Annotated in this window: 24 protein-coding genes; 6 read left to right on the forward strand and 18 right to left on the reverse strand. The window is 34.8% G+C overall.

Annotation, left to right across the window (positions count from 1 at the left end):
- Positions 1-41 precede the first annotated feature (41 nt).
- The 3 genes from J3U13_RS09070 to glyQ form a co-directional block, all read right to left on the reverse strand.
- Positions 42-845, reverse strand: coding sequence for a hypothetical protein (locus J3U13_RS09070; RefSeq protein ID WP_267341614.1), 804 nt, complete (start codon positions 843-845; stop codon positions 42-44).
- Between the two features lie 67 nt (positions 846-912).
- Positions 913-2,982 (reverse strand): glycine--tRNA ligase subunit beta, encoded by a 2,070-nt coding sequence (gene glyS / locus J3U13_RS09075; RefSeq protein ID WP_416380657.1) that lies wholly within the window; start codon positions 2,980-2,982, stop codon positions 913-915.
- Between the two features lie 10 nt (positions 2,983-2,992).
- Entirely contained in the window at positions 2,993-3,925 is a 933-nt protein-coding gene (gene glyQ / locus J3U13_RS09080) for a glycine--tRNA ligase subunit alpha (RefSeq protein ID WP_267341617.1), read from the reverse strand.
- Between the two features lie 210 nt (positions 3,926-4,135).
- On the opposite strand from glyQ, the gene envC reads away from it, so the two are divergent.
- Positions 4,136-5,347 carry a murein hydrolase activator EnvC gene (gene envC / locus J3U13_RS09085; protein ID WP_267341619.1) on the forward strand — a complete coding sequence of 404 codons (1,212 nt, stop codon included), beginning with the start codon at positions 4,136-4,138 and terminating at the stop codon, positions 5,345-5,347.
- Positions 5,347-6,165, forward strand: a complete 819-nt coding sequence (locus J3U13_RS09090; RefSeq protein ID WP_267341621.1) for a divergent polysaccharide deacetylase family protein — start codon at positions 5,347-5,349, stop codon at positions 6,163-6,165. The genes envC and J3U13_RS09090 overlap by 1 nt, the downstream gene beginning before the upstream one ends.
- Here J3U13_RS09090 and rapZ read toward each other — a convergent pair whose 3' ends face one another.
- The 4 genes from rapZ to dsbB form a co-directional block, all read right to left on the reverse strand.
- Entirely contained in the window at positions 6,166-7,014 is an 849-nt protein-coding gene (gene rapZ / locus J3U13_RS09095; protein WP_416380289.1) for an RNase adapter RapZ, read from the reverse strand.
- Between the two features lie 83 nt (positions 7,015-7,097).
- Complete coding sequence (locus J3U13_RS09100; protein WP_267341623.1) at positions 7,098-7,694, reverse strand: XTP/dITP diphosphatase; 597 nt, start codon at positions 7,692-7,694, stop codon at positions 7,098-7,100.
- 85 nt (positions 7,695-7,779) lie between these two features.
- Positions 7,780-8,436 carry a bifunctional tRNA pseudouridine(32) synthase/23S rRNA pseudouridine(746) synthase RluA gene (gene rluA, locus J3U13_RS09105; RefSeq protein ID WP_267341624.1) on the reverse strand — a complete coding sequence of 219 codons (657 nt, stop codon included), beginning with the start codon at positions 8,434-8,436 and terminating at the stop codon, positions 7,780-7,782.
- Positions 8,437-8,503: 67 nt separating this feature from the next.
- Positions 8,504-9,046 (reverse strand): disulfide bond formation protein DsbB, encoded by a 543-nt coding sequence (gene dsbB, locus J3U13_RS09110; protein ID WP_267341625.1) that lies wholly within the window; start codon positions 9,044-9,046, stop codon positions 8,504-8,506.
- A 148-nt stretch (positions 9,047-9,194) separates the two neighbouring features.
- On the opposite strand from dsbB, the gene rluC reads away from it, so the two are divergent.
- Positions 9,195-10,184: a 23S rRNA pseudouridine(955/2504/2580) synthase RluC gene (gene rluC, locus J3U13_RS09115; protein WP_267341627.1), complete on the forward strand. Its 990-nt coding sequence runs from the start codon at positions 9,195-9,197 to the stop codon at positions 10,182-10,184.
- Positions 10,185-10,204: 20 nt separating this feature from the next.
- A complete protein-coding gene (locus J3U13_RS09120) occupies positions 10,205-10,867 on the forward strand; it encodes a histidine phosphatase family protein (protein WP_267341628.1) in 663 nt (220 codons plus the stop codon).
- 78 nt (positions 10,868-10,945) lie between these two features.
- Here the strand turns inward: J3U13_RS09120 and J3U13_RS09125 are convergent, their stop codons facing one another.
- The 3 genes from J3U13_RS09125 to proS form a co-directional block, all read right to left on the reverse strand.
- Complete coding sequence (locus J3U13_RS09125) at positions 10,946-12,400, reverse strand: M48 family metalloprotease (RefSeq protein WP_267341629.1); 1,455 nt, start codon at positions 12,398-12,400, stop codon at positions 10,946-10,948.
- A gap of 136 nt (positions 12,401-12,536) precedes the next feature.
- Positions 12,537-13,004, reverse strand: coding sequence for a dual specificity protein phosphatase family protein (locus J3U13_RS09130; RefSeq protein ID WP_267341630.1), 468 nt, complete (start codon positions 13,002-13,004; stop codon positions 12,537-12,539).
- 144 nt (positions 13,005-13,148) lie between these two features.
- Complete coding sequence (gene proS, locus J3U13_RS09135) at positions 13,149-14,870, reverse strand: proline--tRNA ligase (protein WP_267341631.1); 1,722 nt, start codon at positions 14,868-14,870, stop codon at positions 13,149-13,151.
- A gap of 422 nt (positions 14,871-15,292) precedes the next feature.
- On the opposite strand from proS, the gene J3U13_RS09140 reads away from it, so the two are divergent.
- On the forward strand, positions 15,293-16,594 hold the full coding sequence (locus tag J3U13_RS09140; RefSeq protein ID WP_267341632.1) for a serine/threonine transporter: 1,302 nt from the start codon (positions 15,293-15,295) through the stop codon (positions 16,592-16,594).
- 198 nt (positions 16,595-16,792) lie between these two features.
- On the forward strand, positions 16,793-18,160 hold the full coding sequence (locus J3U13_RS09145) for an L-serine ammonia-lyase (protein ID WP_267341634.1): 1,368 nt from the start codon (positions 16,793-16,795) through the stop codon (positions 18,158-18,160).
- 95 nt (positions 18,161-18,255) lie between these two features.
- Here J3U13_RS09145 and J3U13_RS09150 read toward each other — a convergent pair whose 3' ends face one another.
- From J3U13_RS09150 to J3U13_RS09185, 8 genes are all read right to left on the reverse strand, one after another.
- Entirely contained in the window at positions 18,256-18,615 is a 360-nt protein-coding gene (locus J3U13_RS09150; protein WP_267341635.1) for a helix-turn-helix domain-containing protein, read from the reverse strand.
- A gap of 70 nt (positions 18,616-18,685) precedes the next feature.
- Positions 18,686-20,164 (reverse strand): NAD(P)H-hydrate dehydratase, encoded by a 1,479-nt coding sequence (locus J3U13_RS09155; protein ID WP_267341636.1) that lies wholly within the window; start codon positions 20,162-20,164, stop codon positions 18,686-18,688.
- Between the two features lie 70 nt (positions 20,165-20,234).
- Positions 20,235-21,629, reverse strand: a complete 1,395-nt coding sequence (gene mpl, locus J3U13_RS09160) for a UDP-N-acetylmuramate:L-alanyl-gamma-D-glutamyl-meso-diaminopimelate ligase (protein WP_267341637.1) — start codon at positions 21,627-21,629, stop codon at positions 20,235-20,237.
- 124 nt (positions 21,630-21,753) lie between these two features.
- Complete coding sequence (recJ, locus tag J3U13_RS09165) at positions 21,754-23,490, reverse strand: single-stranded-DNA-specific exonuclease RecJ (protein WP_267341639.1); 1,737 nt, start codon at positions 23,488-23,490, stop codon at positions 21,754-21,756.
- Between the two features lie 80 nt (positions 23,491-23,570).
- Complete coding sequence (gene dsbC / locus J3U13_RS09170) at positions 23,571-24,275, reverse strand: bifunctional protein-disulfide isomerase/oxidoreductase DsbC (protein ID WP_267341640.1); 705 nt, start codon at positions 24,273-24,275, stop codon at positions 23,571-23,573.
- 25 nt (positions 24,276-24,300) lie between these two features.
- A complete protein-coding gene (gene xerD, locus J3U13_RS09175) occupies positions 24,301-25,200 on the reverse strand; it encodes a site-specific tyrosine recombinase XerD (RefSeq protein WP_324123803.1) in 900 nt (299 codons plus the stop codon).
- Positions 25,201-25,799: 599 nt separating this feature from the next.
- A complete protein-coding gene (locus tag J3U13_RS09180; RefSeq protein ID WP_267341643.1) occupies positions 25,800-26,063 on the reverse strand; it encodes a hypothetical protein in 264 nt (87 codons plus the stop codon).
- A 135-nt stretch (positions 26,064-26,198) separates the two neighbouring features.
- Positions 26,199-26,591 (reverse strand): hypothetical protein, encoded by a 393-nt coding sequence (locus tag J3U13_RS09185; protein ID WP_267341644.1) that lies wholly within the window; start codon positions 26,589-26,591, stop codon positions 26,199-26,201.
- Position 26,592 lies beyond the last annotated feature (1 nt).

Below are 26,592 nucleotides of genomic sequence, written 5' to 3' on the forward strand. Positions count from 1 at the left end.
TCACGAAAGTGAATAGGGTAATATGAGAAAGTAATTATTATTTAAATAATTAAATTGTTATTTTGCTCAGTTGCTTCAAGATCTGATTTGTTATTTGTTAATAGCATATTCAATCGATAAAAGAAGCAAATTGTAAAAATATTTAAGATTGTTAATAATGTTGAATAAATAACAGATAAAAAAGTATTACTGTTTACTGAATTAAAAAGCGAAACGACTAAAATTACAAGAAAATATATTAGCATCATTGGAAGAGCGAAACGCCAATACTTTAAGGTATATCTGTTACACTCAGCGAATTTTTCGAAAAAAGTTTTAGTCGTTGGTTGAGTGATTAATCCACAAAAATTATAGTAAAGTGCATTAAAAAATACAGCAAATACAATCGCGACAATTACAAATAAAAAAATGGCTACAGTATTTGGAATAATTAATCCTAAAATCATAAATATTAATCCCCCAAATAGAAATACTACTGGCAATATGATTAAGAATACCAATTCAAAACCAATCATATAGAGTAAATTGGGTAGCATTCTGGAGAATACTGTATTTAAATTCAGTTTTTCATGGATAGAATAGTTATAAATAACGGCAATTAAAATAGCATCAATTACTATAAATAATACTAATTTAATTACTAGCAATTTTAATAAATGTGGAAATGCGCTTGAATTTTCTGTTTGAAGAAGTTGAGTGAGAGTAGCTAGATCAACTGTATTTTTTAAAATTAATGATGAGACTAAATTTAAGAATAAACTGATTAGCGCGATTGGCCAAAACCGATTTCGAATAAAATTAGCGGCCTGAGTAAAAACTATGGAAAAAGAGAGTTCTGTTTGCATGTTTATATTCTTACCTCATTAGTGGTAACTATTAAGTTACCACTAAATATAATTAACGAAAGGGATATTATTGTAAAAGTGAAATGTCAGCAACTTTTAAAAATAAATTTTGTAGCTTTTTCAAAAGGGCTAAACGATTGAGTTTAACCTGTTCATCATCTACCATCACCATGACCTTCTCAAAGAAGGCATCAATTGGTGTTTTAAGCGCGGCTAATTCAACTAAAGCCTCTTGATAACGTCCATCGTTAAAGTAAGGCGCTAATTTATCCGTTAATATTGCCACATGTTTAGCTAATTCTCCTTCAGCACCATCTACCAACAGGGCAGCATTTACATGTTCAGAGATAATGCTATCGGTTTTAGACAAAATATTTGAAACACGTTTATTGGCTTCCGCTAATGACGATGCTTCCGATAATGTCCTAAAATGCGTTACTGCTTTAACTCTGGCATCAAAATCGGCAGGTTTAGTTGGATTGAGTGCTAATACAGCTTGAATGGTATCAATGGTAAAACCTTGTTCTTGATACCAAGCACGGAATCGTCCTTGCATAAAGCTAACAATATCTTCAACAACATTTTTATTGTTTAACTTATCGCCATATAGTAACACCGCATAACTTGATAAATCTGACAAATCTAAAGGTAGCGCTTTTTCAACAATAATACGTAGAACGCCAATGGCTGCACGACGTAACGCAAATGGATCTTTATCACCTTTAGGGTGTTGACCAATACCAAAAATACCCGCTAAAGTATCCATTTTCTCGGCAATAGACACAGCGCATGACACGTAAGTACTCGGTAACTCATCACCAGCAAAGCGAGGTTTGTATTGCTCCTCGATAGCTGTAGCTATTTCGATACTTTCTCCATCTTTTAGTGCTAAATAGCGACCCATGATACCTTGCGTTTCAGGGAACTCAAAAACGGTATTTGTCACTAAATCACATTTAGTCAGTTTACCTGCACGCTTAGCTTGTTCAACGTTAGCACCTATTTTATCGGCAACAAAGCCAGACAAAGCTTCTAAGCGCAACGCTTTATCTTTAACTGTTCCTAATTGTTGTTGAAATAGAACGGTTTCAAGACGAGGTAAGCGATCTTCTAAACGTTGTTTTAAATCAGATTGATAAAAGAATTCCGCATCCGCAAGGCGAGGGCGAACAACCTTTTCATTACCTGAAATCACCACTTGTGGGTCTTTTGATTCAATATTTGCCACAAAAATAAAATTTGGTAGCAGTTTGCCTTGCTTATCGTAAACTGGGAAATATTTTTGATCGCCTTTCATGGTATAGACCAATGATTCGGCAGGTACAGCTAAAAAGCGTTCTTCAAATTTAGCTGTTAACACTACTGGCCATTCAACTAAAGAAGACACTTCCTCAAGTAAACTGTCGGTTAAATCTGCTTTACCATTCAGTTTAGCTGCAGCAGCTTGAGCTTGTTGTTTGATGATAGCTTTACGTTTATCATAATCCGCGATGACTTTACCTCGTTGCTCTAAAATATCAGGATATTGATCAGCATTATCGATAGTAAATTCTTGTTCCCCCATAAAGCGATGACCACGAATTACTCGGTTAGATTCAATGTCTAAAATAATACCAGGCACTAAATCTTCACCATAAAGCATCGTTACAGTATGACTTGGTCGAATAAACTCAACTTGACGGGCAGCCCAACGCATCGGTTTAGGAATGGGTAATTTGCTTAATGCATTTTTTACCATTTCACACAATAAATTAACTACAGGCTGGCCTTTTTGATTTTGCGTATAACAAAGCCATTCTCCCTTATCAGTTTGGATCCGTTGAGCCTGCACTACGCTAATACCACATCCGCGAGCCCATCCTTCCGCTGCTTTGGTTGGATTGCCATTTGCATCAAATGCAGCACTCACTGCTGGACCACGTTTCAGGATTTGGCTATCTGGCTGTGTATCATTTAAATTCAATACTTTTAATGCTAAACGACGAGGCGATGCATACCAAAGTACTTCACCGTGTTCCAATTTGGCATTATCAAGTTGTTCAATAAAATTCGCTGCAAAACTCTCAGCTAATGTTCGGAGTGATTTTGGAGGTAACTCTTCAGTACCAATTTCCACTAAAAATGTTTTTTGCATAATCTTTAAATTCCTACTTTGCTACGCTTGGGTTAGAACGTGAATTTTGGCACATAGGGAAGCCGAGTGCTTCGCGTGATGCATAGTATGCTTCAGCCACCATTTTGGTTAATGTTCTGATTCGTAAAATATACCGTTGCCTTTCAGTAACTGAAATTGCTTTACGTGCGTCAAGTAAATTAAAACAGTGAGCAGCTTTTAAAATACGTTCATAAGCCGGTAATGGCAGTGGTTTTTCGAGTTCAAGTAAAAATTTAGCTTCTTTTTCATGCTGTTCAAAACAGTAAAATAAAAATTCAGTATTGGCATATTCAAAATTATAAGTTGATTGTTCCACTTCATTTTGATGAAACACATCGCCATAAGTTGTTTTACCAAATGCACCGTCACTCCAAACTAAATCATATACGCTATCTACACCTTGAATATACATAGCGAGTCGTTCAAGACCATAAGTAATTTCACCTGTAACAGGTTTACACTCAAGTCCTCCAACTTGTTGAAAATAAGTAAATTGGGTAACTTCCATACCATTTAACCAAACTTCCCAACCTAGTCCCCATGCGCCTAAAGTTGGGTTTTCCCAGTTGTCTTCAACAAAACGAATATCATTGATAGTTGGATCCAGACCTAACTCTTTTAATGAACCTAAATATAGCTCTTGAATATTGTCAGGAGAAGGTTTTAAGATAACTTGAAATTGATAATAATGTTGTAGCCTGTTTGGGTTTTCGCCATAGCGACCATCGGTAGGGCGACGCGAAGGTTGTACATAAGCAGCATTAATAGGCTCGGGACCAAGAGCTCGTAAGCAAGTCATAGGGTGAGAGGTTCCTGCCCCGACTTCCATATCTAACGGCTGAATCACCGTACAACCTTGATTAGCCCAGTAATCTTGTAACGTTAGTATTAACCCTTGAAAGGTTTTGACATTAAACTTTTGCATGATGTTATCTTTATGGTTGAATTGATTTTTTGGTAATTTAAATAGTTTTATATTTTATACTTTTTATCAGTGCTTGTGAAATATCTAATATACTATTATGCTGCAATTATTCTTAAACCCACTGAGATGGTATACATTTTGCTTATTTAGTTATTTGTATGTATAGTATTTTATCATTTACGTTTGATAATAAATCCTAATTACAATTCTATGGCTATTTATCAAAAATTTCTTATCCCTATTTTAATTGGATTAATGCACGCCAACTTCTTGTATGCTATGGATGATAATCAGAAGTTACAAACTTTGCGCCAGTCAATTAAAGAACAAGAAATTCGTTTAGCTGAACAGAAAAAGGAAAGAACACAATTAGTGAGTGATCTCAAACACCAAGAAACTGAGATTGCCAAACTGTTGACTTCAATTGAAAAAAATAATGTCACATTGAATAAACTTAATAAGGAAATTACTCAGTTAATCAAGCAGATCGATGAGTTAAATGTTAAACAACAGCAACAAAGACGCGCATTAGCAAAGCAACTTGAAACAGCTTTTAAACTAGGTAAAAAAACAGGTTTTGAGCTTATTTTTGCTAGTGAACAAAGTGAACGTAATGAACGTCTTATCACCTATTTTGGTTACATTAATGACGCCAGAGAACAACATATTAATGCTCTGCGTGAAACTCAATTACAGCTTAACGAAAAAAAATTAGCTTTACAAAAGAAACAGGTCTCCCAGCAAACGTTACAAACAAAACAAAAGCAGGAACAAATAGGACTTGAAAAAAATCGTCAAGATAGAAAAAAAACGATTACTTCATTAGAATCATCCATGCAAGTAAATCAACAAAAACTGGCTCAATTGCATGAAAATGAGACAAAACTACAAGCAAAAATTGCTGAAGCTGAGAGAGAAAGCCGGCGTGTAGCAGAAGAAGAAGCAAGACAAGCAAAAAATATACAAGCAAAACAAAAAAATAATAATTATACTTTAAGCCCTGATGAGCGTTCGCTCATGGCTCGAGTGAGTGGCATTGGTAAACCACAACGCCAGTTTAATTGGCCTGTAAGTGGAACTGTCTTACATCGATTTGGTGAGTCACTACAAGGTGAATTATATTGGAAAGGAATGGTGATAAATGCTAAAGATGGTACACAAGTGAAAGCGATAGCCAATGGACGAGTAATATTAGCGAGTTGGTTACAAGGTTATGGTTTTGTTGTCGCAATTGAACATGGTAAAGGTGATATGAGTTTGTATGGATATAATCAGAGAGTGCTTGTGGCAGTCGGTGATAAAATTTATAGTGGTCAACCCATTGCTTTAGTAGGCTCTAGTGGTGGGCAAAATAGTTCAGGATTATATTTTGAAATTCGTCGAGATGGAAAAGCGTTAAATCCTAGTGGATGGTTAAAATAGTGGTTCGTTTACTTAGTTCAATGGCCCTCGGTCTATTATTACAAACAAGCAATGTATGGGCGGCACAGTTAGCAATTGTTATTGATGATTTTGGCTATAGGCAACATAATGAAGAACAAATTATTAAGCTTTCGCCTAATATTACTGTGGCGGTATTGCCTAATTCTCCAAATGCGCATCGTATTGCAAATATCGCTCATCAACATGGTAATGATGTGATCATTCATTTGCCAATGGCGCCATTTGGTAAGCAGCCGTTAGAAAAAGATACTTTGTATCCTTATATGGAAGAAGAGGAAGTTGATCGTATTGTAACCGATGCGGTAGCACAAGTACCTCATGCAATTGGTGTTAATAATCATATGGGTAGCTTAATGACATCCAACCAAATTGGAATGGAAAATGTTATGAAAGCACTCCGCCATCACTCAATGTTTTTTTTAGATAGTAAAACTGTCGGAAAAACAGCGGTCATAGATGCTGCAAGTATTTATGATATTCCCGTCTTAGAACGAGATGTATTTCTAGATGATAAGCAAAATGAAGCTGCTATTAGTCAACAATTCGAGTTAGCTATCAAAGTTGCACGTAAAAATGGTTCAGCCATTGCTATTGGGCACCCACATCCACAGACGATCAATGTGCTTAAAAATAAACTGGCTAACTTACCATTAGATATTGAATTAATCAAAGTCAGTCAACTTGTAATTCCATTACCAACAGAATCTAAACCAAAAGTAACATTAAAATACATTTTTGAACATTGTATAAAACGTTTAGAAGATGCATGGAATTTTAATAATGATCTAAATAAATAATTATCTTTTTTCTAATGTTCGATGGCGAATTTGTGTTTGTTTATTTTGTGCTTGAAAAAATTCAGCTAACTGTTCTGCAATAAAAACAGAACGGTGTTGTCCACCGGTACAGCCAATAGCGATAGTTAAATAACTTCGATTATTTTTCTCCAACATTGGCAACCATTGTTGTAAATAATTAGCGGTTTGATAAATAAAATTGGTTACTTCATCTTGTTTGGATAGATAATTTATAACAGGTTTATCTAATCCGGTTAGGGGTCTTAAATTGATATCCCAATGAGGATTAGGTAAAAAACGGACATCAAATACAAAATCGGCATCAACTGGTAATCCATGTTTAAACCCAAATGATTCAAAAATGATAGTCAATTCACGCTCTTTTTTACCTAAAATACGTGTTCTTAAAATGTCAGATAATTCGTGAACGGAAAGATTATCAGTATTAATTACTAAACTTGCATGTGATTTTAACGATTCTAAATAATTTTCTTCAAGATCGATTGCTTCCTCAAGTGAATATTTTTGGTTGGCTAAAGGATGGATTCGCCTTGTTTCACTATAACGACGGATAAGAGTATTACGGCTACAGTCTAAGAAAATGATTTCAGGTGTTACTGATTCAGGAAGTTTTTGCAGTATATCGTAATTAAATTCAAAATTGATAGGTAAATTGCGAATATCAATACTAACAGCAACAGGCGTATTATTATTTTTTAATGCATCGGCTAATTGCGGTAATAAAGCGACAGGAATATTATCAACACAATAAAATCCCATATCCTCTAGCGCTCGTAAAGCAATTGATTTTCCTGAACCAGAACGTCCACTTACTATCATCAGAATCACAATTAAAACTCCAATATTGATGTTTTTTTCAGTATATACTGTTTGTTTGTAAAGATGCAATTTCGTGTTGATATGAAACTGATTTAATTTTCGGTTTTAATCTTAGCAATAAGTTGTTTAAGTGCTTGTCCTCGATGAGAAATCTGGCTTTTATGCTCTTTTGTTAACTCTGCTGCACTGCAATTGAGTTCAGGTACATAAAATAATGGATCGTAGCCAAAGCCACCTGTACCTCGTGTTTCATTCAAAATGATGCCATTCCACTTTCCTAAGCAAATAATTGGTGTTGGATCATTTTCATGTCGCATAAATGCCAATGCACAATAAAAATAAGCGGAACGTTTTTCACTTGGTACATTGTTTAATTCCTGTAATAATTTTTGATTATTGTTTTCATCGTTACCTTGTTCACCTGCATAACGGGCAGAATAGATCCCTGGAGCACCGTCAAGAGCATTAACCACTAATCCGGAATCATCAGCGATTGCTGGCAATCCAGTAAATTTAGCGGTATGTCTTGCTTTTAATATCGCATTTTCAATAAAGCTTAAACCTGTTTCATCCACATCAGGTACATTGAACTCTTTTTGTGCAACAATGTTAAACCCTGCATTGGCTAAAAGGTTTTGGAGTTCATTAACTTTACCTTGGTTATTTGTTGCTAAAACAATTTTTTGCATTCTAATTTCCTTAATATAACTTGTTTGTTAAATATTATCGCTAGTGAATTTTGTGTCACTGTGGGGAGTTGATATATGCACATTTTTAAAAATTAGGTTCGCACGTAAAAGTCATGCTTTCACCTGTTTTAGGATGATTAATGGTCAGTAATTGGGCATGTAACAACAATCTTTGAGACATCGAAAATGCCTCAGGATGCGCATAAAATTTGTCTCCTAAAATTGGATGCCCAATAGCTTGCATATGAACACGTAATTGATGTGACCGCCCCGTAAATGGAAATAATTTAACTCTGGTGGTATTATTGGCATTTCGTGAAATAACTTGATATTCAGTTAATGCATGTTTACCATTTTCAAAATCGACCATTTGCCTAGGGCGATTAGGCCAATCACAAATTAAAGGCAGTTCAATTTTTCCCGTATCTTGCGCAAGATGCCCATATACAACAGCAATATAGGTTTTTTTAGGGATCCGTTCTCGAAATTGCTTTTTGATGTCTCGATCTGCTAATTTTGATAGTGCTGCAACCATAATACCACTGGTTGCCATATCTAAGCGATGAACAGACTCCACATAACTGTATTTCTGTTGTAAACGGTGAATAATACTGTCAATAAATTGAGGTTTATTGCCTGATACCGACAATATACCAGGTTGTTTATTAACAACGACAATATGGTCATCTTGATGTAGGATAGAAAGCCAAGGGTCAATGGGGGGATGATATTCCAAAAGCATTTATGTATGACAATTCTCAAAATAAAATTGCCATACATTTTAGCAAACTCAACAAAAAGTGCCAGTTTTATAAAAGTGCCTCTGGCTTGACATTATGTTTTCTTGCCGAGAAAAATTGAGCAATAAAGACAGCTAGCCCAACAAGAAAATAACAGGCGAAAATAATAATCATCCATTGAGACATTTCGATGGTTAAAAAAGTCCAAATTTTATCGGCACATGAGCCATACGCATTAAACATACTTGGTAACCATTGATTTAAAGGTAACCAAGATGGAAATTGAACGTTAATTGAACATGTATCACTGAGGTTGGGTTCAAATTGTAAATGGGCATGAAATGTGGCTAGGGTAAATCCTTTATATGCACTAATCAACCAAATCAAAATTCCGATTAATCGAAAAATAAAATTATTAGGCTTAATCAATCCAATAATGCTTGCAAGCATAATTCCAAAAATTGCACAGCGTTGATAAATGCATAATGTACAAGGGGCTAGTCCTAACCCATATTGAAAATAGAGAGCCGTTAATTCAAAAATAAAGGTAGAAAGGAATAATAAAAACCAAGCAGCTCTGCCATGTGAGTAATGATTGAGTAGTGATAACATACTATTTTATTCCTCCATATTCCGTTATAATTACCTATCTTTAATTATATCGAAAGTAATCTAACTGATTTTTTAGTGATGGTAGTGTAGTTTATTTTCGGATAATGTAAACGACTTTTATACATTGATGGCGGATTAATCACTTCTTATGGATTCAAACGTTCCACAAACTAAATTGCAAGTCTCATTTGTTACAATTTCAGAAGAAAATGCGACACAACGAATTGATAACTTTTTAATCACACATTTAAAAGGTGTGCCTAAAAGTATGATTTATCGCATACTAAGAAAAGGTGAAGTGAGAGTTAATAAAAAACGCGTAAAACCCGAATATAAATTAAATCATGGTGATGAAATTCGTATTCCTCCTATTCGCGTTGCCGAAAAATCGACCCCCGAAATTTCAACTAAGCTTAATAAAGTAGCCGATTTGGAAAAAGCAATTATTTATGAAGATGATGTGATTTTAGCAATTAATAAGCCTTCTGGTATTGCTGTTCATGGTGGTAGTGGTTTGAGTTTTGGTGTTATTGAAGGATTACGTGCATTAAGACCCGAAGCAAAATTTTTAGAATTAGTCCATCGAATTGATCGTGAAACATCGGGTGTGTTGTTAATCGCTAAAAAACGTTCTGCATTAAAAGCATTACATGAGCAGCTGAGGCTTAAACAGATGCAAAAAAATTATCTTGCATTAGTTAAAGGAAATTGGTCGTCGGAATGTAAAGTAGTGCAGGCTCCATTACTTAAAAACGTATTAAAAAGTGGTGAACGAGTTGTCCGAGTTGATAAAGAAGGAAAACCTTCTGAAACACGATTTAAAGTTGAAGAGCGATTTGATTTTGCAACTTTAATTAAAGCCAGTCCGGTTACGGGGCGTACTCATCAAATTCGAGTTCATACTCAATATGCTAACCATCCAATTGCTTTTGATGATCGTTATGGTGATAACCAATTTGATGCACTATTGGTAAATACAAAGCTTAACCGGTTATTTTTACATGCAGCAAATGTGAAATTTATTCATCCTAAAACTTTACAAGAAATGCAATTACATGCGCCTATGGATGATAAGTTACAGGCATGTTTAAATCAGCTTAGAAATGATAAATATCAACAAACAGAATCGTTAAAATAAAAAAAAGGTAGTGAGTACGAATGAAAGATCTCAATTTATACTTAATTAGACATGGGCAAACAGAGTGGAATGTTAAAGATCAAATGCAAGGATCGCAAAATTCACCTTTGACAGAGCAAGGCATTTTGGGTGCGAAAATAACAGGGAAACATTTAAAAAATGTGCCTTTTTTGCAAGCATACTCCAGTACTCAACAACGTGCTATAGAAACACGAAATTATATTGTTAACGAAAATCTTCATAATATTCCAACTTTCGAACTGTCTGATTTGCAAGAAATGGATTTTGGTAATTGGGAGGGAAAACACGTACCGACTCTTAAAAAAGAAGTGCCAGAATTTATGACTTATTTAACCGATCCCGCTAATTTTGATGCATCTGTTAATAAAGGTGAAAATTACCTGGATGTTCTAACACGAATGAAACAAGCTTTAAATACAATAATCCAACAAGTGCCACAAAATACAGGCAATATTTTGGTTGTTTCGCATGGAACGGTATTACGGTTATTACTTTGCGTATTAAATGGAGGCGATTGGCGTTTACATCGTGATGAACAATACTTTCCTCGTATGTTAAATACCAGCGTAAGTGTTGTTAATTATCAACAAGCCGATGACCAGTCAGAAGGGAAATTTACGGTTAAATATTATAACAATATAGATCATTTAACGGATAAATAATTGGCCATGTATTTTTTATTATCTCTCAAATAATGTGTTTAATAACATAAAATGAGAGATAATAAACTGGCATAACATTTATGTTTTACTGTATTGTGAATACCGTTGTTGTAGCTGTTGTAACTGTTTAATTCTAGCCTCAATCCTTGACATCAAGATTTGATCGCCTTTCGTATGATTTTTAGCATTTTGTAATATTTGGATTGAACGTTGAAATTGACCTTGTAGTGCAATGAGTTCTGCTTGAGCACTCATTTCTTTAGCTCTTGAATGCAATCCCCCATAAGCCAAAATCAGTAACTCCCAACCATTGGTATCATCATTGTGATCAAAAGTATATCGATGAAGGATACTTACGGCTTTTTGATAATTTTTATTTTGCACATAAGCATTAGCCAAATTGAGTTGTAATGCTGAACTATTTGGAGATTTTTTTAATGCAGCTTGCAATCGATTAATTGCAGCACTATTGTTATTCGTACTTAGATCAATATCTGTCATTAAATCTATGTACCAAAGATTATTGGGATCATTATCTAATAATGGTTGCAGTTGCTGTTTTGCTTTTTGATAATTACCATCTCGATAATCCGTTAGTGCAGCACCATAAATCATAGCCATTTTGCTTTGTTCATTATTGATTTTTTTGTAATCTTCAAGTAATAATTTACCAGTATTGCTATTATTATTGAGTAAAATTGCTATTCTTGCTTTGGCTAAATAATAATTAAGTGAAGGAGCAACATCTTTTTTGGAATATTGCATTGAACGATTACGAATATCGGCTAAACGACTATTTGGTAGCGGGTGAGTAAGCAAAATTTCTGGCTGCTTACTACTAAAACGGGTTTCATCCGCTAGCTTTTGCAAGAATTCCGATGAAGCATATGGATCAAACCCTGCTTTAGCAAGTGTCCTTAAACCAACACGATCGGCTTCTTGTTCATTACTTTGAGTAAAACTAATCATACTTTGCGTTGAACCAGCAATAGTACTTGTCATTGCCATCATCCCAGCTTCTGGATTGGCTAATGCTAATAGTAAAGAACCTAATGTAGCACTCCAAACATAAGGACTGTTACGATTCTGGTTTTCCATTGATCTCGCTAAATGACGTTGAGTAACATGTCCAATTTCGTGAGCCATGACAGAAGCTAATTGGCTTTCATTATTTGTATCTAATATTAATTTAGAGTGAATAACCACATTACCGCCAAACATAGCAAATGCATTAATTATATTGCTTCGTATAATATAAAAATGAAAAGGTGTTTGTACTGATTCTGCTTTTGAAACTAATTTTTTACCTAAATCATTGATATATTGATTCAAAACTGGATCGTTAATAATAGGGGCATCCGCGCGTAATAACCGCATAGAATAATCGCCCATCTCCATCTCTTGTCCTATACTTAACGTTGAAGCAGCGGTCGTACCTATATCAGGAAGATTGATATTATCGGCATAAACTAAAGGGGCATGTTGTAATAATAGTGAGGTAGATAGCACAAATGCGACTGTTTTTTTTAACATTATTTCAACCTATAGGAATATGAATATTTGACAATTATCATTTTAGATGAAAAAAAACACAATTTCACTTTGATTTATTAATCAATCTATAAATATATCAGGTTTTGAGGATAAAAAATAATAAAATAATAAAATATTATAATACTGCGGCTCGAATTTTTTCGATATCTACATTTTTGATGTATTTAACAATATTAGGATAAACATTATAGTGATGACCAAATTCTGGGTTCATTAATTCATCAATGGCTTGAGATTTTGACCAATTTTGGAAGACTATACGATACATAGCCACAGCAACACCAGTACGATCGCTACCATGCCAACAATGAATTAAGACTGGTTTGGGTGATTGTTTAAAAGCTCTGAGTATCTCAATCATTTTTTCGTCGGTAATATTGCCAGCCCGTACCTTGATCCAAACTTCGGAAAGAACAGTATTTTCTAACTTATCTCGATTACTATGCAATAAACGCAAGTTGATAATGGTTTTAAAACCTAACTTACTAAGATATTGTATCTGTTTTCGAGTAGGCTGTTCTGATCGTGAAAGATCGTTCGAGATTTTATAAAAATTATTGGGTAAATTATTGCTAGGTTTCATATTAAATTGGCAGTCAAATATCCTGAAAAAGACACAACACAACACAACATGAATAAATTTGTTATTTTTACGTTGATAAAGCAATAACAAGGACTTAATTGTTGTGTTGTGACAGCATAAATATGTGCAATTTATCTATTAATTTTATACCAATTGACGACGGTTTTGGATAAATTCAATGATGCTTTCAATTTTTACCATTTCTTTATCCCCTCCACAGCGGTGTTTATATTCCACTTCGCCATTTTCAAGATTTCGTTCACCAATAACAATGGTATGTGGAATTCCTATTAACTCAGCATCGGCAAACATCACACCTGGTCGCTCTTTACGATCATCAAGCAACACTTCAATACCTGTAGCTTGTAAATCCGCATAAAGTCTTTCAGCTGTTGCTTGTACTTTTTCAGATTTATGCATGTTCATAGGAATAATGACAACACTAAATGGAGCGATGGCTTCTGGCCATACAATACCACGTTCATCATGGCATTGTTCAATTGCTGCGGCCACAATGCGACTGACACCAATGCCGTAACACCCCATAATCATAACATGGTTTTGTCCATCCTCGCCTTGAACCGTAGCTTTCATGGCTTCTGAATACTTAGTTCCAAGTTGGAAAATGTGCCCAACTTCAATGCCGCGTTTAATTTGTAATGTGCCTTTACCATCAGGACTCATATCACCTTCAACCACATTACGAATATCTTCAATGCGTGGAAGAGCAATATCTCGTTCCCAATTAATATTAAAGTAATGTTTATGATCAATATTCGCTCCAGCACTAAAATCACTCATTACTGCGACATCCCGGTCAATAATAATTGGCATATTTAGGTTAATTGGACCTAATGATCCAGGACCAGCATTAACAATAGCGCGAATTTCTTCATCAGTTGCAAATTCTAATGGTGAAGCAACAATGTCAATTTTTTCAGCTTTGATTTCATTTAAAGTGTGATCACCACGCACTAATAATGCGACTAATTGATGACCACTTTCTTTAGTTGCTTTTACCATTAATGTTTTAACCGTTTTTTCAATTGGTAAATTGAACTGTTGAACTAATTCATCAATGGTTTTAGCATTTGGAGTATCCACAATTTCCATTACTTTTGTTGGCGCTGCACGGTTTTGAGTCGGTGCTAATGCTTGGGCCATTTCGATATTGGCTGCATAATCTGATTCAGTTGAAAAAACAATATCATCTTCACCACTATCAGCTAAGACTTGGAATTCGTGTGACCAATTACCTCCAATTGATCCGGTATCGGCACGTACTGCTCTAAAGTTTAAGCCTGCGCGAGTAAATACTGCACTATAAGCTTTGTACATGTCATCATAAGTTTCTTGTAATGATGCTTGTGACGTATGGAATGAATAAGCATCTTTCATAATAAACTCACGTGAACGCATTACACCAAAACGTGGGCGAACTTCATCACGGAATTTGGTTTGAATTTGATAAACATTCAATGGTAGTTGCTTATAGGAACTAACTTCATTGCGTAGTAAGTCGGTAATCACTTCCTCATGTGTTGGTCCTAATACAAAGTCGCGATGACCTCGGTCTTTAATACGTAATAGCTCTGGGCCATATTGTTCCCAACGTCCACTTTCTTGCCAAATATCAGCAGGTTGGACAACAGGCATTAGTACTTCAATTGCACCAGCTTTATTCATTTCCTCTCGGACAATGTTTTCAACTTTTTTAAGTACACGATAACCAGTTGGCAACCAAGTATATAAACCTGCCGCAACTTTTCGAATCATACCGGCACGTAACATTAATTGATGACTAATTACTTCAGCATCAGCTGGCGTTTCTTTTAACGTAGAAAGAAGATATTTACTGGTTCGCATGAATTTATCCCGAAAAATAATTTACTTATAAATATACTAAAAATGCTTGCTAGTTTAGCAGTACCCAGCGCAACACTAAAGTAATTTTATCGTTATTTTTGATGTGAAATAGATAATAAAAACCTTAATAGCCTTTCAAATAACACAAGCGACTTGCGATCAATGCCAAATCTAATTCTAATTTAAATTGCATTATAATTTTTTGGCCAATTGAAAATTGTTGGTAATTTTATAAATATTTTGTATTAAAATTGATGCTTTAATTTTTTTGGCAACACTAAGTATCAAAATAGATATATTTTTAAAATATATGATATTGATTATATTTAACTTATTATGTTTATGTGACAAAGATCACGTTGATAAGGATATTAAGTTGATATCATATGCGCAAAATTTTTAAACATAAGGAGTAGTTTAATATGGACCAATTAACCATTAATGAGGGGATAACAATTTCTAAAGAGGATGCGGCATTATCTAAATGGCGTAAAAGCGATACTCTATGGATGCTAAGCCTTTATGGTACTGCGATTGGTGCAGGAGTTTTGTTTTTACCAATTAATGCGGGTGTTGGAGGTTTAATTCCTTTATTAGTGATGTTAGTTCTTGCTTTTCCTATGACATTTTTTGCTCATCGAGCTTTGTGTCGATTTGTATTGTCAGGTAAAAACCGAGAAGGGGATATTACTGTTGTCGTTGAAGAAGCTTTTGGCCGCACTGCAGGTAACTGGATAACAGTACTTTATTTTTTTGCTATTTACCCCATTTTATTAGTATACAGTGTTGGCATTACTAATACCGTCGACAGTTTTATGGTGCACCAACTTGGTTTGGCTTCACTACCAAGAGTTTTGTTATCTTTTATTTTGGTCGCTTTTTTAATGTCGATTGTTCATTTTGGTGAAGGGTTTATTGTAAATGTTATGTCCATTTTGGTGTTTCCTTTCATTGCGGTATTAATGATTTTAGCATTATTTTTAATTCCTGAATGGAATGGTGAAATTTTTCATAATATTTCTTTTAGTAATAATGATTATAGTGGTCATGGTACTTTAATGACACTTTGGTTGGTCATTCCTGTTATGGTTTTTGCATTTAATCATTCGCCGATTATTTCTTCTTTAGCTGTTGCGAAACGTAAAGAATATGGGGAAACTTATGCTGAACCAAAATGCACTAAAATTATTGCAGTCAGTAATATTATGATGGTTGTAACTGTGATGTTTTTTGTATTTAGTTGTGCACTTTGTTTATCACCTACAGAACTTTTAGAAGCAAAAGCGCAAAATATTTCAATATTATCTTATCTAGCTAATCGCTTTAATTCGCCGGTGATTGAGTATATTGGTCCACCAATTGCCTTTATTGCTATGGCTAAATCGTTTTTGGGACACTATTTGGGAGCTAAAGAAGGGTTTAATGGTATAGTGAATAAAGCTTTACGTTGTCGTAACAAAACAATATCTGAAAACAAACTTGAAAAACTTGTTGTGTCATTTATGTTTTTAACAGCATGGGGCGTTGCAACACTAAATCCGAGTATTTTAGGTTTAATTGAATCACTAGGTGGTCCAATTTTGGCTGTCCTATTGTTCATAATGCCTATGTATGCCATTCATAAATTGCCCACATTAGCAAAATATCGTGGCAAACTGAGTAATGGATTTATTGTGATCATGGGATTCATTGCGATTTCAGCCGCTATTTATAATTTAATTTAAGATTAACCCATTATTTATTATGAATGATTTGATTTTTTAATGAATAAAATCCATGGGTATTAGCCAATAGTATGCAGGATCTATAGGTAAAATAGTGTTAATAGTGAATTAGCTTATTGGCCGTTTTGTTACAATAGTAAATTTTTAAAGATTTAGACTCGCGCCATTGAGTTGCGTTTGTATCAAAAAGGGAAAAATATGAGTTCGGTATTTGAAATATTTAAAATAGGTATTGGTCCTTCAAGCTCACATACTGTTGGCCCTATGAGAGCAGGAAAGGCATTTGTAGATCAACTGATAAATAATGACATGATGTCATCAGTTACCAAAATTGTTGCTGATGTTTATGGATCTTTATCACTAACAGGTAAAGGTCATCAAACCGATATTGCAATTATTATGGGGCTTGCCGGCGAAAAACCTGATAGGGTTAATATTGATAGTATTCCATCATTCATTGAAAGAATCAGTCAAACGCATCGCTTACCGATTTATAATAAGCGTTACGAAATCGATTTTTCTCTTGCGAGTTGTATGGTGTTTCATTCAAAATTTTTGCCACTCCATGAAAATGGTATGAAATTGAGTGCCTACAATGGTGAAACTCTGCTGTTTGAGAAAACCTACTATTCAGTAGGTGGTGGTAAAATTGTAGAAGAAGAACAGTTTGCACAGCAAAAACCAGAAACAGTAAAACTGCCTTATCGGTTTTCTTCTGCCTCACAATTATTAAAATATTGTGAAGATAATTCTTTATCAATTTCAAGTATTATAATGAAAAATGAGCTGCAACTTCATTCGTATGAAGAAATTGAAGATTATTTTTCACGCGTAGGGCAAACTATTTTAGAATGTATCAAACGTGGCATGAACACAGAAGGTTTATTACCTGGGCCACTTAAGGTACCACGCCGAGCTTTCTCTCTTTATCGGCAGCTATCAACAATGAATGATCAGATCATCGGCGATCCTATGGTGATCATTGATTGGGTGAATATGTTTGCATTTGCAGTTAGTGAAGAAAATGCAGCTGGTGGGCGTGTGGTTACGGCTCCAACTAATGGTGCTTGCGGTATTATTCCTGCTGTTTTGGGTTATTATAATAAATTTATTAATCCAGTCACGCCTGATATTTGTATTCGATTCTTTTTAACCTGTGGTGCAATTGGACAACTTTATCAAATGAATGCTTCTATTTCTGGTGCCGAAGTGGGTTGCCAAGGTGAAGTGGGCGTGGCTTGTTCAATGGCTGCTGCGGGATTAGCCGAACTTTTAGGGGGTAATCCTCAACAAGTCTGTATGGCGGCTGAAATTGCGATGGAACATAATTTAGGTTTAACGTGCGATCCTGTCGCTGGGCAGGTGCAAGTGCCATGTATTGAGCGTAATGCTATTGCAGCGGTTAAAGCTATTAATGCCACAAGAATGGCGTTGAGAAGAATAACGGCAGCAAAAGTCTCTTTAGATAAGGTGATTAAAACAATGTATGAAACCGGTAAAGATATGAATGCTAAATATCGAGAAACATCGCGAGGAGGATTGGCAATTACGGTACATTGTAATTAAGATCTCATTATTTATCTTCGTCTGTTTTATCATTGGCGAAGATAAAAATTACCCTATATACTTATTTTTAGCATTTTGTTTTTTAGAGTATCTTTTTAGTATTTCCAGCGCATGGTATTCACTTTAGAGCGTAAAAAATCATTTTCAATTAGTATTTCAACTGTTTCTTTTCTGGTTGTTCGTTGTTTTCTTTTTCGTTTTGGTTGGTCTGCATAAGTTTTGTGAATGACTTCGTTGTAGGCGAGTAGATTATTGAGTTGATCGAGTTCACCTAATCCTTTAAGAACTGAAATTAATGTTTGTAATGTGATTGATTCGCCTTGCTCAATACGTTTTATCGTTGCTATACCAATTTGAGATTTATCTGCAAGTTCTTGTTGTGATAAATTTTTTTCGATTCTAGTTATTTTTATTCGGCGACATAACAATTTAATCATATCGGTAATTTCATTCATGAAATATCCTTACTGAGTAAACTAAAACTAAAACTAAAACTAAAACTACAGGTTATATGTTGAGCTAAATTTATAATATATCATTTAGACTGTCGATGACATCACTGGCTAATAAACTGTATTTATTTCGTCTTTTTAACGCCTCATCACCCGCCAATCCATGTAAGTAAACGCTTACTGGGGCCGCTTTTATAGGTGGTAAATGTTGTGCTATAAGTCCTGCCATAATTCCGGTTAAAACATCACCTGTCCCGCCCGTTGCCATACCATTATTACCGGTTTGGTTAATATAAGTGGCGTTTTGAGGGATTGTGACAATGGTTTTTGCATCTTTAAGAACGCAGATTACGTTATAGTCTTGTGCAAATTTTTTTGCTGTCATGATGAGATTGTTTTTAATTTTTTCAATTGGTAGATTGATTAATCTGGACATTTCCCCTAAATGTGGAGTGACAATGATGGTTGAGTGCGCTTGTTTTAATAATTTCAAATTCCCACCTAAGGTATTAAGTCCATCAGCATCTATAATAATGGGAATCGTAGCGTATTGTAATACGTGCATTAATATTGTATAAGTATCTTTAGATACTCCCATTCCCGGCCCAATAACGATGACTGAGGCCCAATTTATTAATTCTTCAAGTTTTGTTGTATCAATTTGATTGGGAATATAAGGTGTAAATAATACTTCAGGTAGTTGTGTTAATAAAATATCACGATTACATATTGGTGTGTAAATACGTACTAACCCAGCACCAGTTTTATAAGCGGCTTTAGCTGAAAAGAAGGCTGCTCCGGACATATTTTCTGATCCGGCAATAATCAATACGTTACCATAGCTACCCTTATGACTATGATTCGATCTACGTGGTAATAACTGGCTCAACTCACTAGATTGATAAGTATAATGAGTTGCTGGCGTATCTGCATAGAGACCAATATCTGCAATAGTGATTTCGCCGGCTAATTCAGCTCCTGGATAAAGTGATAAACCAATTTTTGAATAGGCGAATGTTACCGTTTGTTTCGCTTTGACAGCAATACCAAGAATGTTACCCGTATTGCTGCAAAGTCCTGAAGGAATATCAACAGCAAGAACTTCAGCGTTACTCTGATTAATCAATTTAATTGTATGAAAAAAATCACCTGTAACGATACGATTAAGCCCTATACCAAAAATAGCATCAACAATCGTTGTATATTTAGTTAAGGACCCTTTGAGTGAAGTTACAAAGGTAATATTATAATGTTGTGCTATTTTGATTTGCTGTAACGTTTCATTTGAAGCCTTTTCTGGTTTGCCAATTAAATAAACATTAACATCAATGTTTTGTAATTTGAGTAAGCGAGCAATAGCAATACCATCACCACCATTCTTACCATATCCACATACTACAGCCACTTTATTTAAATTATAGTTATTTTTATTAAGTTGATTCACCACGGCTAGGGCAGCACGTTCCATGAGTACCAAGGAGGGTAAACCAATTTTATTTGAGATATAAGCATCATAATGCTTCATTTCAGACGAGGTAACTAAGTATTGCATGATACTGCCTCTTACTGTAAATGAGATGCCACATTAAGTGGCAAAATCATACAGGTAAATTCACCCATCATTAGAGTAATGATTGTTCATCCAATTGATCTTTTAGCTGTTTTTTTTTTAGGCTTTCTAAAATTTTATCATGTATTCCGCTAAAACCGCCATTACTCATAATTAAAATGGCATCAGAAGGTTTAGCGGATTTCGTTATCATTTCAACAAGCAAATCGATATCGCCAGACCAGTATGCAGGTTGAATACAACCATCAACAACATCTGCTACTAACCATGGTAATTGTTCCGGTTGGAATATAAAAACTTCATCAGCACGACCCAGTGATGGTGCCAACTCATCTTTTGATACACCAAGTTTCATTGTATTTGAGCGAGGTTCAAGAACGGCTAAAATTCGGCGATTAGCTCCAATTTTGCTACGCAAAGCTTCAAGAGTTGCCAAAATTGCAGTCGGATGATGGGCAAAATCGTCATATATTTCAATATTATTAACTTCACCATAAAGTTCTAATCGTCTTTTCGCATTGATAAACGTACTTAATGCTGCACAAGCATCCGTAGGTTGAATGCCCACATTATGAGCGGCAGCAATAGCCATCAGCGCATTATGCATATTATATTCACCCACTAAAGAATATTTAACTTCGCCCACTTTTTCGCTATTATAATAAACCGCGAAGTGGCTGGCATCACTATTAATACGTTGTGCTAGCCAACCTGTTTCAGATTCCGTAAAGCTTTGTTCACTCCAGCAACCTTTAGCTAATACTTGTTTTAAATTTACATCATCTTGTGGCGTGATGATAAGTCCTTTACTTGGTACTAAACGGACTAAATGATGAAATTGCTTTTGGATTGCACCAAGATCATCAAAAATATCAGCATGATCAAATTCTAAATTGTTCATGATTAAGGTTTTAGGGCAATAATGCATAAATTTTGATCGCTTGTCGAAAAATGAACAATCGTATTCGTCAGCTTCAATTACAAAAAAATTACCTTCGCCTAATCGTGCCGATACATCAAAATTACCCGGAACACCACCAATAACAAAACCTTGCTGATAACCTTGTTTTTCTAATATCCAATTGACCATTCCAGCAGTCGTTGTTTTACCATGGGTACCTGCAACAGCAATCACCCAACGATCGCGTAAGACATTATCATGTAACCATTGAGGGGCTGAAATATAGGGAATATTATTATCAAGAACATATTCAACGCAAGGGTTACCTCTTGATAGCGCATTACCGATTATTACCAGATCGGGAGTAGGGGTCAATTGAGAAGGATCATACCCTTCAATAATATCGATATGCTCTTTTTGCAAAAGTGTACTCATCGGCGGGTAAACATTCTTGTCTGAACCCGTTACGTTATGACCTTGCGAACGGGCTATTAATGCAATTCCTGTCATAAATGTGCCACAAATTCCTAGAATATGAATATGCATTTTTAGTCCTTAACTTTAATAAAAATGTATTGATAATAATATTTGTTTAGTTATCACTGTTGTTTTGATTGGCAATTGGATGTAATTCCGAAATGTCTGCGTAATTATAGTCGATTTTTATGGCTTATGCGATAGGCCATAAATATCTAATCAATAGTTTTGCCATTTGATTACCACGAAATTCATCTACCATTAAATGATAAACGATTTTGACATTTTTTAATGATTGATCTGGCCATTGTTGCAAGTTAGCATTAAACAATATGCCTTCAACAAGTGGTCCTCCCTTTTTGGGTTCCAAAACTAATCTAAGATGTTTTTCTGCAAACAAGCGCTGTTGATGAATAATAAATTCCCCATCAAAAATGGGTTCAGAAAAACCTTCTCCCCAAGGACCGGCTTCTTTTAAATGTTTTGCTATGACATAATTAAAATCTTTACCCTCTATTTCGCCATCTGTTTCAATGATTTGTTCTAATGGTGTCTTAATGAATTTAGTATTGACTAGCTCTTCGAAGCAAGTTTTAAATTGTTCAAAATCCTCTTCACGAATGGTTAAACCTACCGCCACTGCATGACCACCAAAATTCACAATTAAATTCGGGTATTGCTGATCAAATTCATCTAATAAATCACGTAAATGTATTCCTGCTATTGATCTTCCAGATCCTTTTAAATAACCATCTGTAGTTGAGGCAAATGAGATAACAGGTCGATAATACTTATCTTTTAATCGAGCCGATAAAATACCAATAATACCTTGGTGCCATTGAGAGTGGTAAACAATCAGTATGTCTGGAATGGCTGTTGCTTGTTTTTCAATTTGTTGAATAAATGATAATGCTTCTTTATGCATAGTTTGCTCAATCAATTTGCGATCATTATTGAGCATATCAAGATTTTTGGCTTGTTCTATAGCCGTATCAAAATCATCACAAAGTAATAATTCAACACTTAAAGACATATTATCCATTCTTCCTGCTGCATTTAATCTTGGTGCAATATAAAAAGCGAGATCTGTTGCAGTGAAAGAAGATGGCTCTTTTCTTGCAATATACAATAAAGCTTTTATTCCTTCACAACAATAGCCAGATCGAATTCGTCTTATGCCTTGATGGACCAAAATTCGATTGTTGTGATCCAGTTTTACTACATCGGCAATGGTACCTAAAGCTACTAAATCTAATAAATTGGCAACATTGTATGGTATTAAGTTATTTTTTGTATACCAATCTTCCTTACGTAACTTGGCCCTTAATGCGAGCATAAAATAAAATGCTACCCCGACTCCAGCTAAATGTTTAGATGGAAAAGAACAATTAGGTAAATTAGGATTGATTATGGCATCAGCCCTGGGTAACTGTTCTGGACATAAATGATGATCAGTAATAATGACCATTAAGTTAGCTTGCTTTGCAAACTCAACAGCTTCAATGGCAGCAATACCATTATCAACAGTGATTATCAAATCCGCACGTTGTGAAATGGCTTTTTTTACGACGCTTACACTCAATCCATAACCATCTTCAAAGCGATCTGGAATGATATAATTAACAAATTGACAGCCCATTTTTTTCAGTGCTGTTACGGTTAATGCCGTACTTGTTGCCCCATCGGTATCGAAATCACCTACAACAACAATGCGTTTGTTCTCTTTCATTGCTGAATAAAGGATTTCAACAGCATTTTGTGTGCCAGTTAATTTATCATAATTGCATAAATTACGCGTTGTATAATCAAGTTCATGCATGGATTTAATGCCACGTAATGCGTATATTCGTTGCAATAATTGCGGAATATCTTGTGATAACTCGGGAAAAGAATCAGGTAATTTTCGATGTAATATTCTATTTTTATTCATATTATAGATGTTAGCGTCAAAACGCTAACATATGTCTTTATGTTCGTTTTAATTAATAATTAAAATTGATTCGTAAAATCTTACTTAACCGATTTTTTATTTAAAATAGTAAGTAATTTATCAGCAGGGACATAGCCAGAAACAAGTTGACCATCAGCTAAAACAATGGCAGGTGTGCCAGTAATACCAATTTGTTTACCAACATTAAATTGTTGGGTTACATAAGGTATCATACTGCTTGCTGGAGAGATAGGATTATCTTTGTAAGCATTTTCAAAAGCAGCTTTACGATCCGCTACACTCCAGATTGATTGCATGTTTTTTCCAACTTCGCTATCTGCGCCAGCTCGAGGAAAAGCAAAATAGTGTACTGAAATACCTGCATCCAAATATTTATTAATATTTTCATGCAACAGTTTACAATAATGACAGGTATAATCCGTAAATACGGAAATAACATATTTTTCATTGTTAGCTTTATAGACAATAGCATCTTTCTCAATCGATTTGATTAATTTAGCATTGTGACTATTAGCGATATTTTGAGGTTCGTTGCCTTGAACATCAAAGATTGGTCCTTGAGTTAGGTATTTTCCATCATCAGAAACATAAAAAACGCCATCAGGTGTGATCACGGTTTTAAATCCATTTACTGGACTATTCTCAATTTTTATGTCTTTGGTTTGATATCCTAATTGGTTTAAGCTTTTTGTAATATCGGCATTCGCTGCTAGTACTGAAGTTGAGATCAATGCTAAACCTATACTTAAAACTATTTTCTTCATTTAATTATCCTTATTTTGTTGAGAACTATGCTCGAGGATGATGTTTGCTGTGTAACTGTTTTAATCTTTCCGTTGCCACATGTGTGTAAATTTGAGTGGTCGATAAGCTACTATGACCGAGTAACATTTGTACCACGCGTAAATCTGCACCATGATTAAGCAAATGGGTTGCAAAAGCATGTCGAAGTACGTGTGGGGAAAGTGCCTCAATGTTAATACCGGTTAGTATGGCATAATATTTAATTCTATGCCAGAAGGTCTGTCTGGTCATTTTTTTACCTAATCTGCTTGGAAATAGTACATCAACTGCGCCATTTTTTAAAAGATCATTTCGGGCATATTTAAAATAATACTCTAACCAATAAATCGCTTCTTCACCGAGTGGCACTAAGCGTTCTTTGTTACCCTTACCGATGATTCGAACGACGCCTTGACGTAAGCTCACATCACTTATTTCTAAATTAACCAGTTCAGAAACACGTAAACCTGTGGCGTAAAGAACTTCTAACATGGCTTTGTCTCGAAGCTCAATAGGATCTTCAATACTTGGAGATTCAAGCAATGCGTCGACTTGTGATTCAGTTAAATCTTTGGGCAGTTTTTTCGGTAATTTTGGTGATGATAAAACTGCTGAAGGATCATCAGTGCGATAATTTTCTTGATAAAGATACTGAAAAAATCTTTTAGTCGCGCTGAGTAAACGTGCAGAGCTACTGGCTTTATAACCATCTTGAACACGCTGCATTAAAAAATTCTGTAAATTGTTAGTTTGCGCGGTCAATAATGTTACATCTTGTTGTTGCAGTGATTGACTTAATGCAATTAAATCAAGTTTATAAGATGTAATAGTATTTTCTGCTAAACTACGTTCCAGCCATAGCGAGTCTAAAAATTGTTCAATTAACATTTTATTTTGTGCTGGTATGTTTTTATCAGATATCAAAAGTAGTCCCTACGAATAATTTGTGATAAATATTATATACCAACTGAAGATAAGAAGTTAAAGATAGGTTCAGATTATAAGGCGATATAATCTTTTTTTGATGCTCAATTACAATTAGATTTAACCAATATTTTTACTCAAAGATATAGTTAACCTGAAACTTTTTGACAAAATTAATTTCATTATCTAGTCACACTGAATTTTGTAAAAACGTTAATGTCCATTTTTAATTATACGTCATTAGCTGCATAGCACTATTAAATATCCGACGTTTCAATTTAGAAAAATCTAAGAAGCTTGATATGAGTTCTTAATACAATTTTAACTACTTTTATCATCAATTCTGACTTCGATCTCCTTGATTTTCAGATGTAATGGTAGTTTTTGTTTTAAAATAAATGATACCGGTATAACTCTTTGAATCCTTTGTTTCTGAAGCAGAAATACTTTTTTACGATAGGCAGGTTGGCAACGAATTTTAGGCTCAATTTATTAGCAAATAAGCCAATGGGCTTCTGTAATTGAAATAGGATTTTGTCTATGGTTTAGGGTGAAAATTATCTATTTGATCTCGCCATTTATTATAATTCCAAGTGACCACTTTGGTTTTCGGCGTTTCCAAATAATCTAATGCCGCTTGTTTTTCGGTTGGGGGTAAGTTGTTGCTCCAAACGATTTTGGATTTCTTTGTTATATTCCCAAACCGGTGGTAGTTGCTCTGCATCCCACGCTAAATTCCTGCCTATCTCGATAATTTTTTTTGCATAATCACTTAATAGTGACCAGGCATTGGCTTTAACCGGATCTTGCTCCCGTCCTAAACCATATAAATAGGCTTCAGTCATGCGCAATATGCCTATAATCGAGCTATGCTCTGCTATTAGCTATGCATAATCTATCGCCTGTTTTAAATTGTCTGATTTTAATACTTTGCGGTATTCGGTTAATTTATTCAGTTGCTCATATTTCTGATCTTTATATTAACGCCCTTGTTGAAATAACATACGGGCTATCAAACCTTCGTAGCAATGATAGCCACCGTCAATGGCGTAATTAAAATACTCAATACTTTTTTCTAATTGCTCATCTGTACAGGGTCTCGCCATGCCTTGTTCATCATACCTACAAGCCCCCTTACTCCAACCTTTTCTAATTGCAAAATACGGATATTTTAAATCGGCAAACTTATCCCATAAGTACCCCCGCATTTGCTCACTTTTAAATACGTAAGGTTCGACTAACGGTTTACCTGGATTATCCACTAACTGATCCCGATACTTATGCATAAATTCTGTAAATGAGATCATCCCTTTTTCTTCGTAATCTTCATCAAAGAATTTATGCCAAGTAAGAAGAGAGTAATAATATGGCATG

Source organism: Gilliamella sp. B2887, assembly GCF_026537015.1.
Lineage (GTDB): Bacteria > Pseudomonadota > Gammaproteobacteria > Enterobacterales > Orbaceae > Gilliamella.

Excerpts from the sequence above, each read along its gene's own strand:
- envC (WP_267341619.1), top strand. The coding sequence starts at position 4,136 with ATGGCTATTTATCAAAAATTTCTTATCCCTATTTTAATTGGATTAATG.
- dsbB (WP_267341625.1), bottom strand. The coding sequence starts at position 9,046 with ATGTTATCACTACTCAATCATTACTCACATGGCAGAGCTGCTTGGTTT.
- J3U13_RS09150 (WP_267341635.1), bottom strand. The coding sequence starts at position 18,615 with ATGAATGAAATTACCGATATGATTAAATTGTTATGTCGCCGAATAAAA.
- mpl (WP_267341637.1), bottom strand. The coding sequence starts at position 21,629 with ATGCATATTCATATTCTAGGAATTTGTGGCACATTTATGACAGGAATT.
- J3U13_RS09070 (WP_267341614.1), bottom strand. The coding sequence starts at position 845 with ATGCAAACAGAACTCTCTTTTTCCATAGTTTTTACTCAGGCCGCTAAT.
- J3U13_RS09180 (WP_267341643.1), bottom strand. The coding sequence starts at position 26,063 with ATGACTGAAGCCTATTTATATGGTTTAGGACGGGAGCAAGATCCGGTT.
- J3U13_RS09125 (WP_267341629.1), bottom strand. The coding sequence starts at position 12,400 with ATGTTAAAAAAAACAGTCGCATTTGTGCTATCTACCTCACTATTATTA.
- J3U13_RS09145 (WP_267341634.1), top strand. The coding sequence starts at position 16,793 with ATGAGTTCGGTATTTGAAATATTTAAAATAGGTATTGGTCCTTCAAGC.
- rluC (WP_267341627.1), top strand. The coding sequence starts at position 9,195 with ATGGATTCAAACGTTCCACAAACTAAATTGCAAGTCTCATTTGTTACA.
- J3U13_RS09185 (WP_267341644.1), bottom strand. The coding sequence starts at position 26,591 with ATGCCATATTATTACTCTCTTCTTACTTGGCATAAATTCTTTGATGAA.
- J3U13_RS09120 (WP_267341628.1), top strand. The coding sequence starts at position 10,205 with ATGAAAGATCTCAATTTATACTTAATTAGACATGGGCAAACAGAGTGG.
- recJ (WP_267341639.1), bottom strand. The coding sequence starts at position 23,490 with ATGAATAAAAATAGAATATTACATCGAAAATTACCTGATTCTTTTCCC.
- J3U13_RS09100 (WP_267341623.1), bottom strand. The coding sequence starts at position 7,694 with ATGCAAAAAATTGTTTTAGCAACAAATAACCAAGGTAAAGTTAATGAA.
- J3U13_RS09155 (WP_267341636.1), bottom strand. The coding sequence starts at position 20,164 with ATGCAATACTTAGTTACCTCGTCTGAAATGAAGCATTATGATGCTTAT.
- J3U13_RS09140 (WP_267341632.1), top strand. The coding sequence starts at position 15,293 with ATGGACCAATTAACCATTAATGAGGGGATAACAATTTCTAAAGAGGAT.
- rluA (WP_267341624.1), bottom strand. The coding sequence starts at position 8,436 with ATGCTTTTGGAATATCATCCCCCCATTGACCCTTGGCTTTCTATCCTA.
- glyQ (WP_267341617.1), bottom strand. The coding sequence starts at position 3,925 with ATGCAAAAGTTTAATGTCAAAACCTTTCAAGGGTTAATACTAACGTTA.
- proS (WP_267341631.1), bottom strand. The coding sequence starts at position 14,870 with ATGCGAACCAGTAAATATCTTCTTTCTACGTTAAAAGAAACGCCAGCT.
- dsbC (WP_267341640.1), bottom strand. The coding sequence starts at position 24,275 with ATGAAGAAAATAGTTTTAAGTATAGGTTTAGCATTGATCTCAACTTCA.
- J3U13_RS09130 (WP_267341630.1), bottom strand. The coding sequence starts at position 13,004 with ATGAAACCTAGCAATAATTTACCCAATAATTTTTATAAAATCTCGAAC.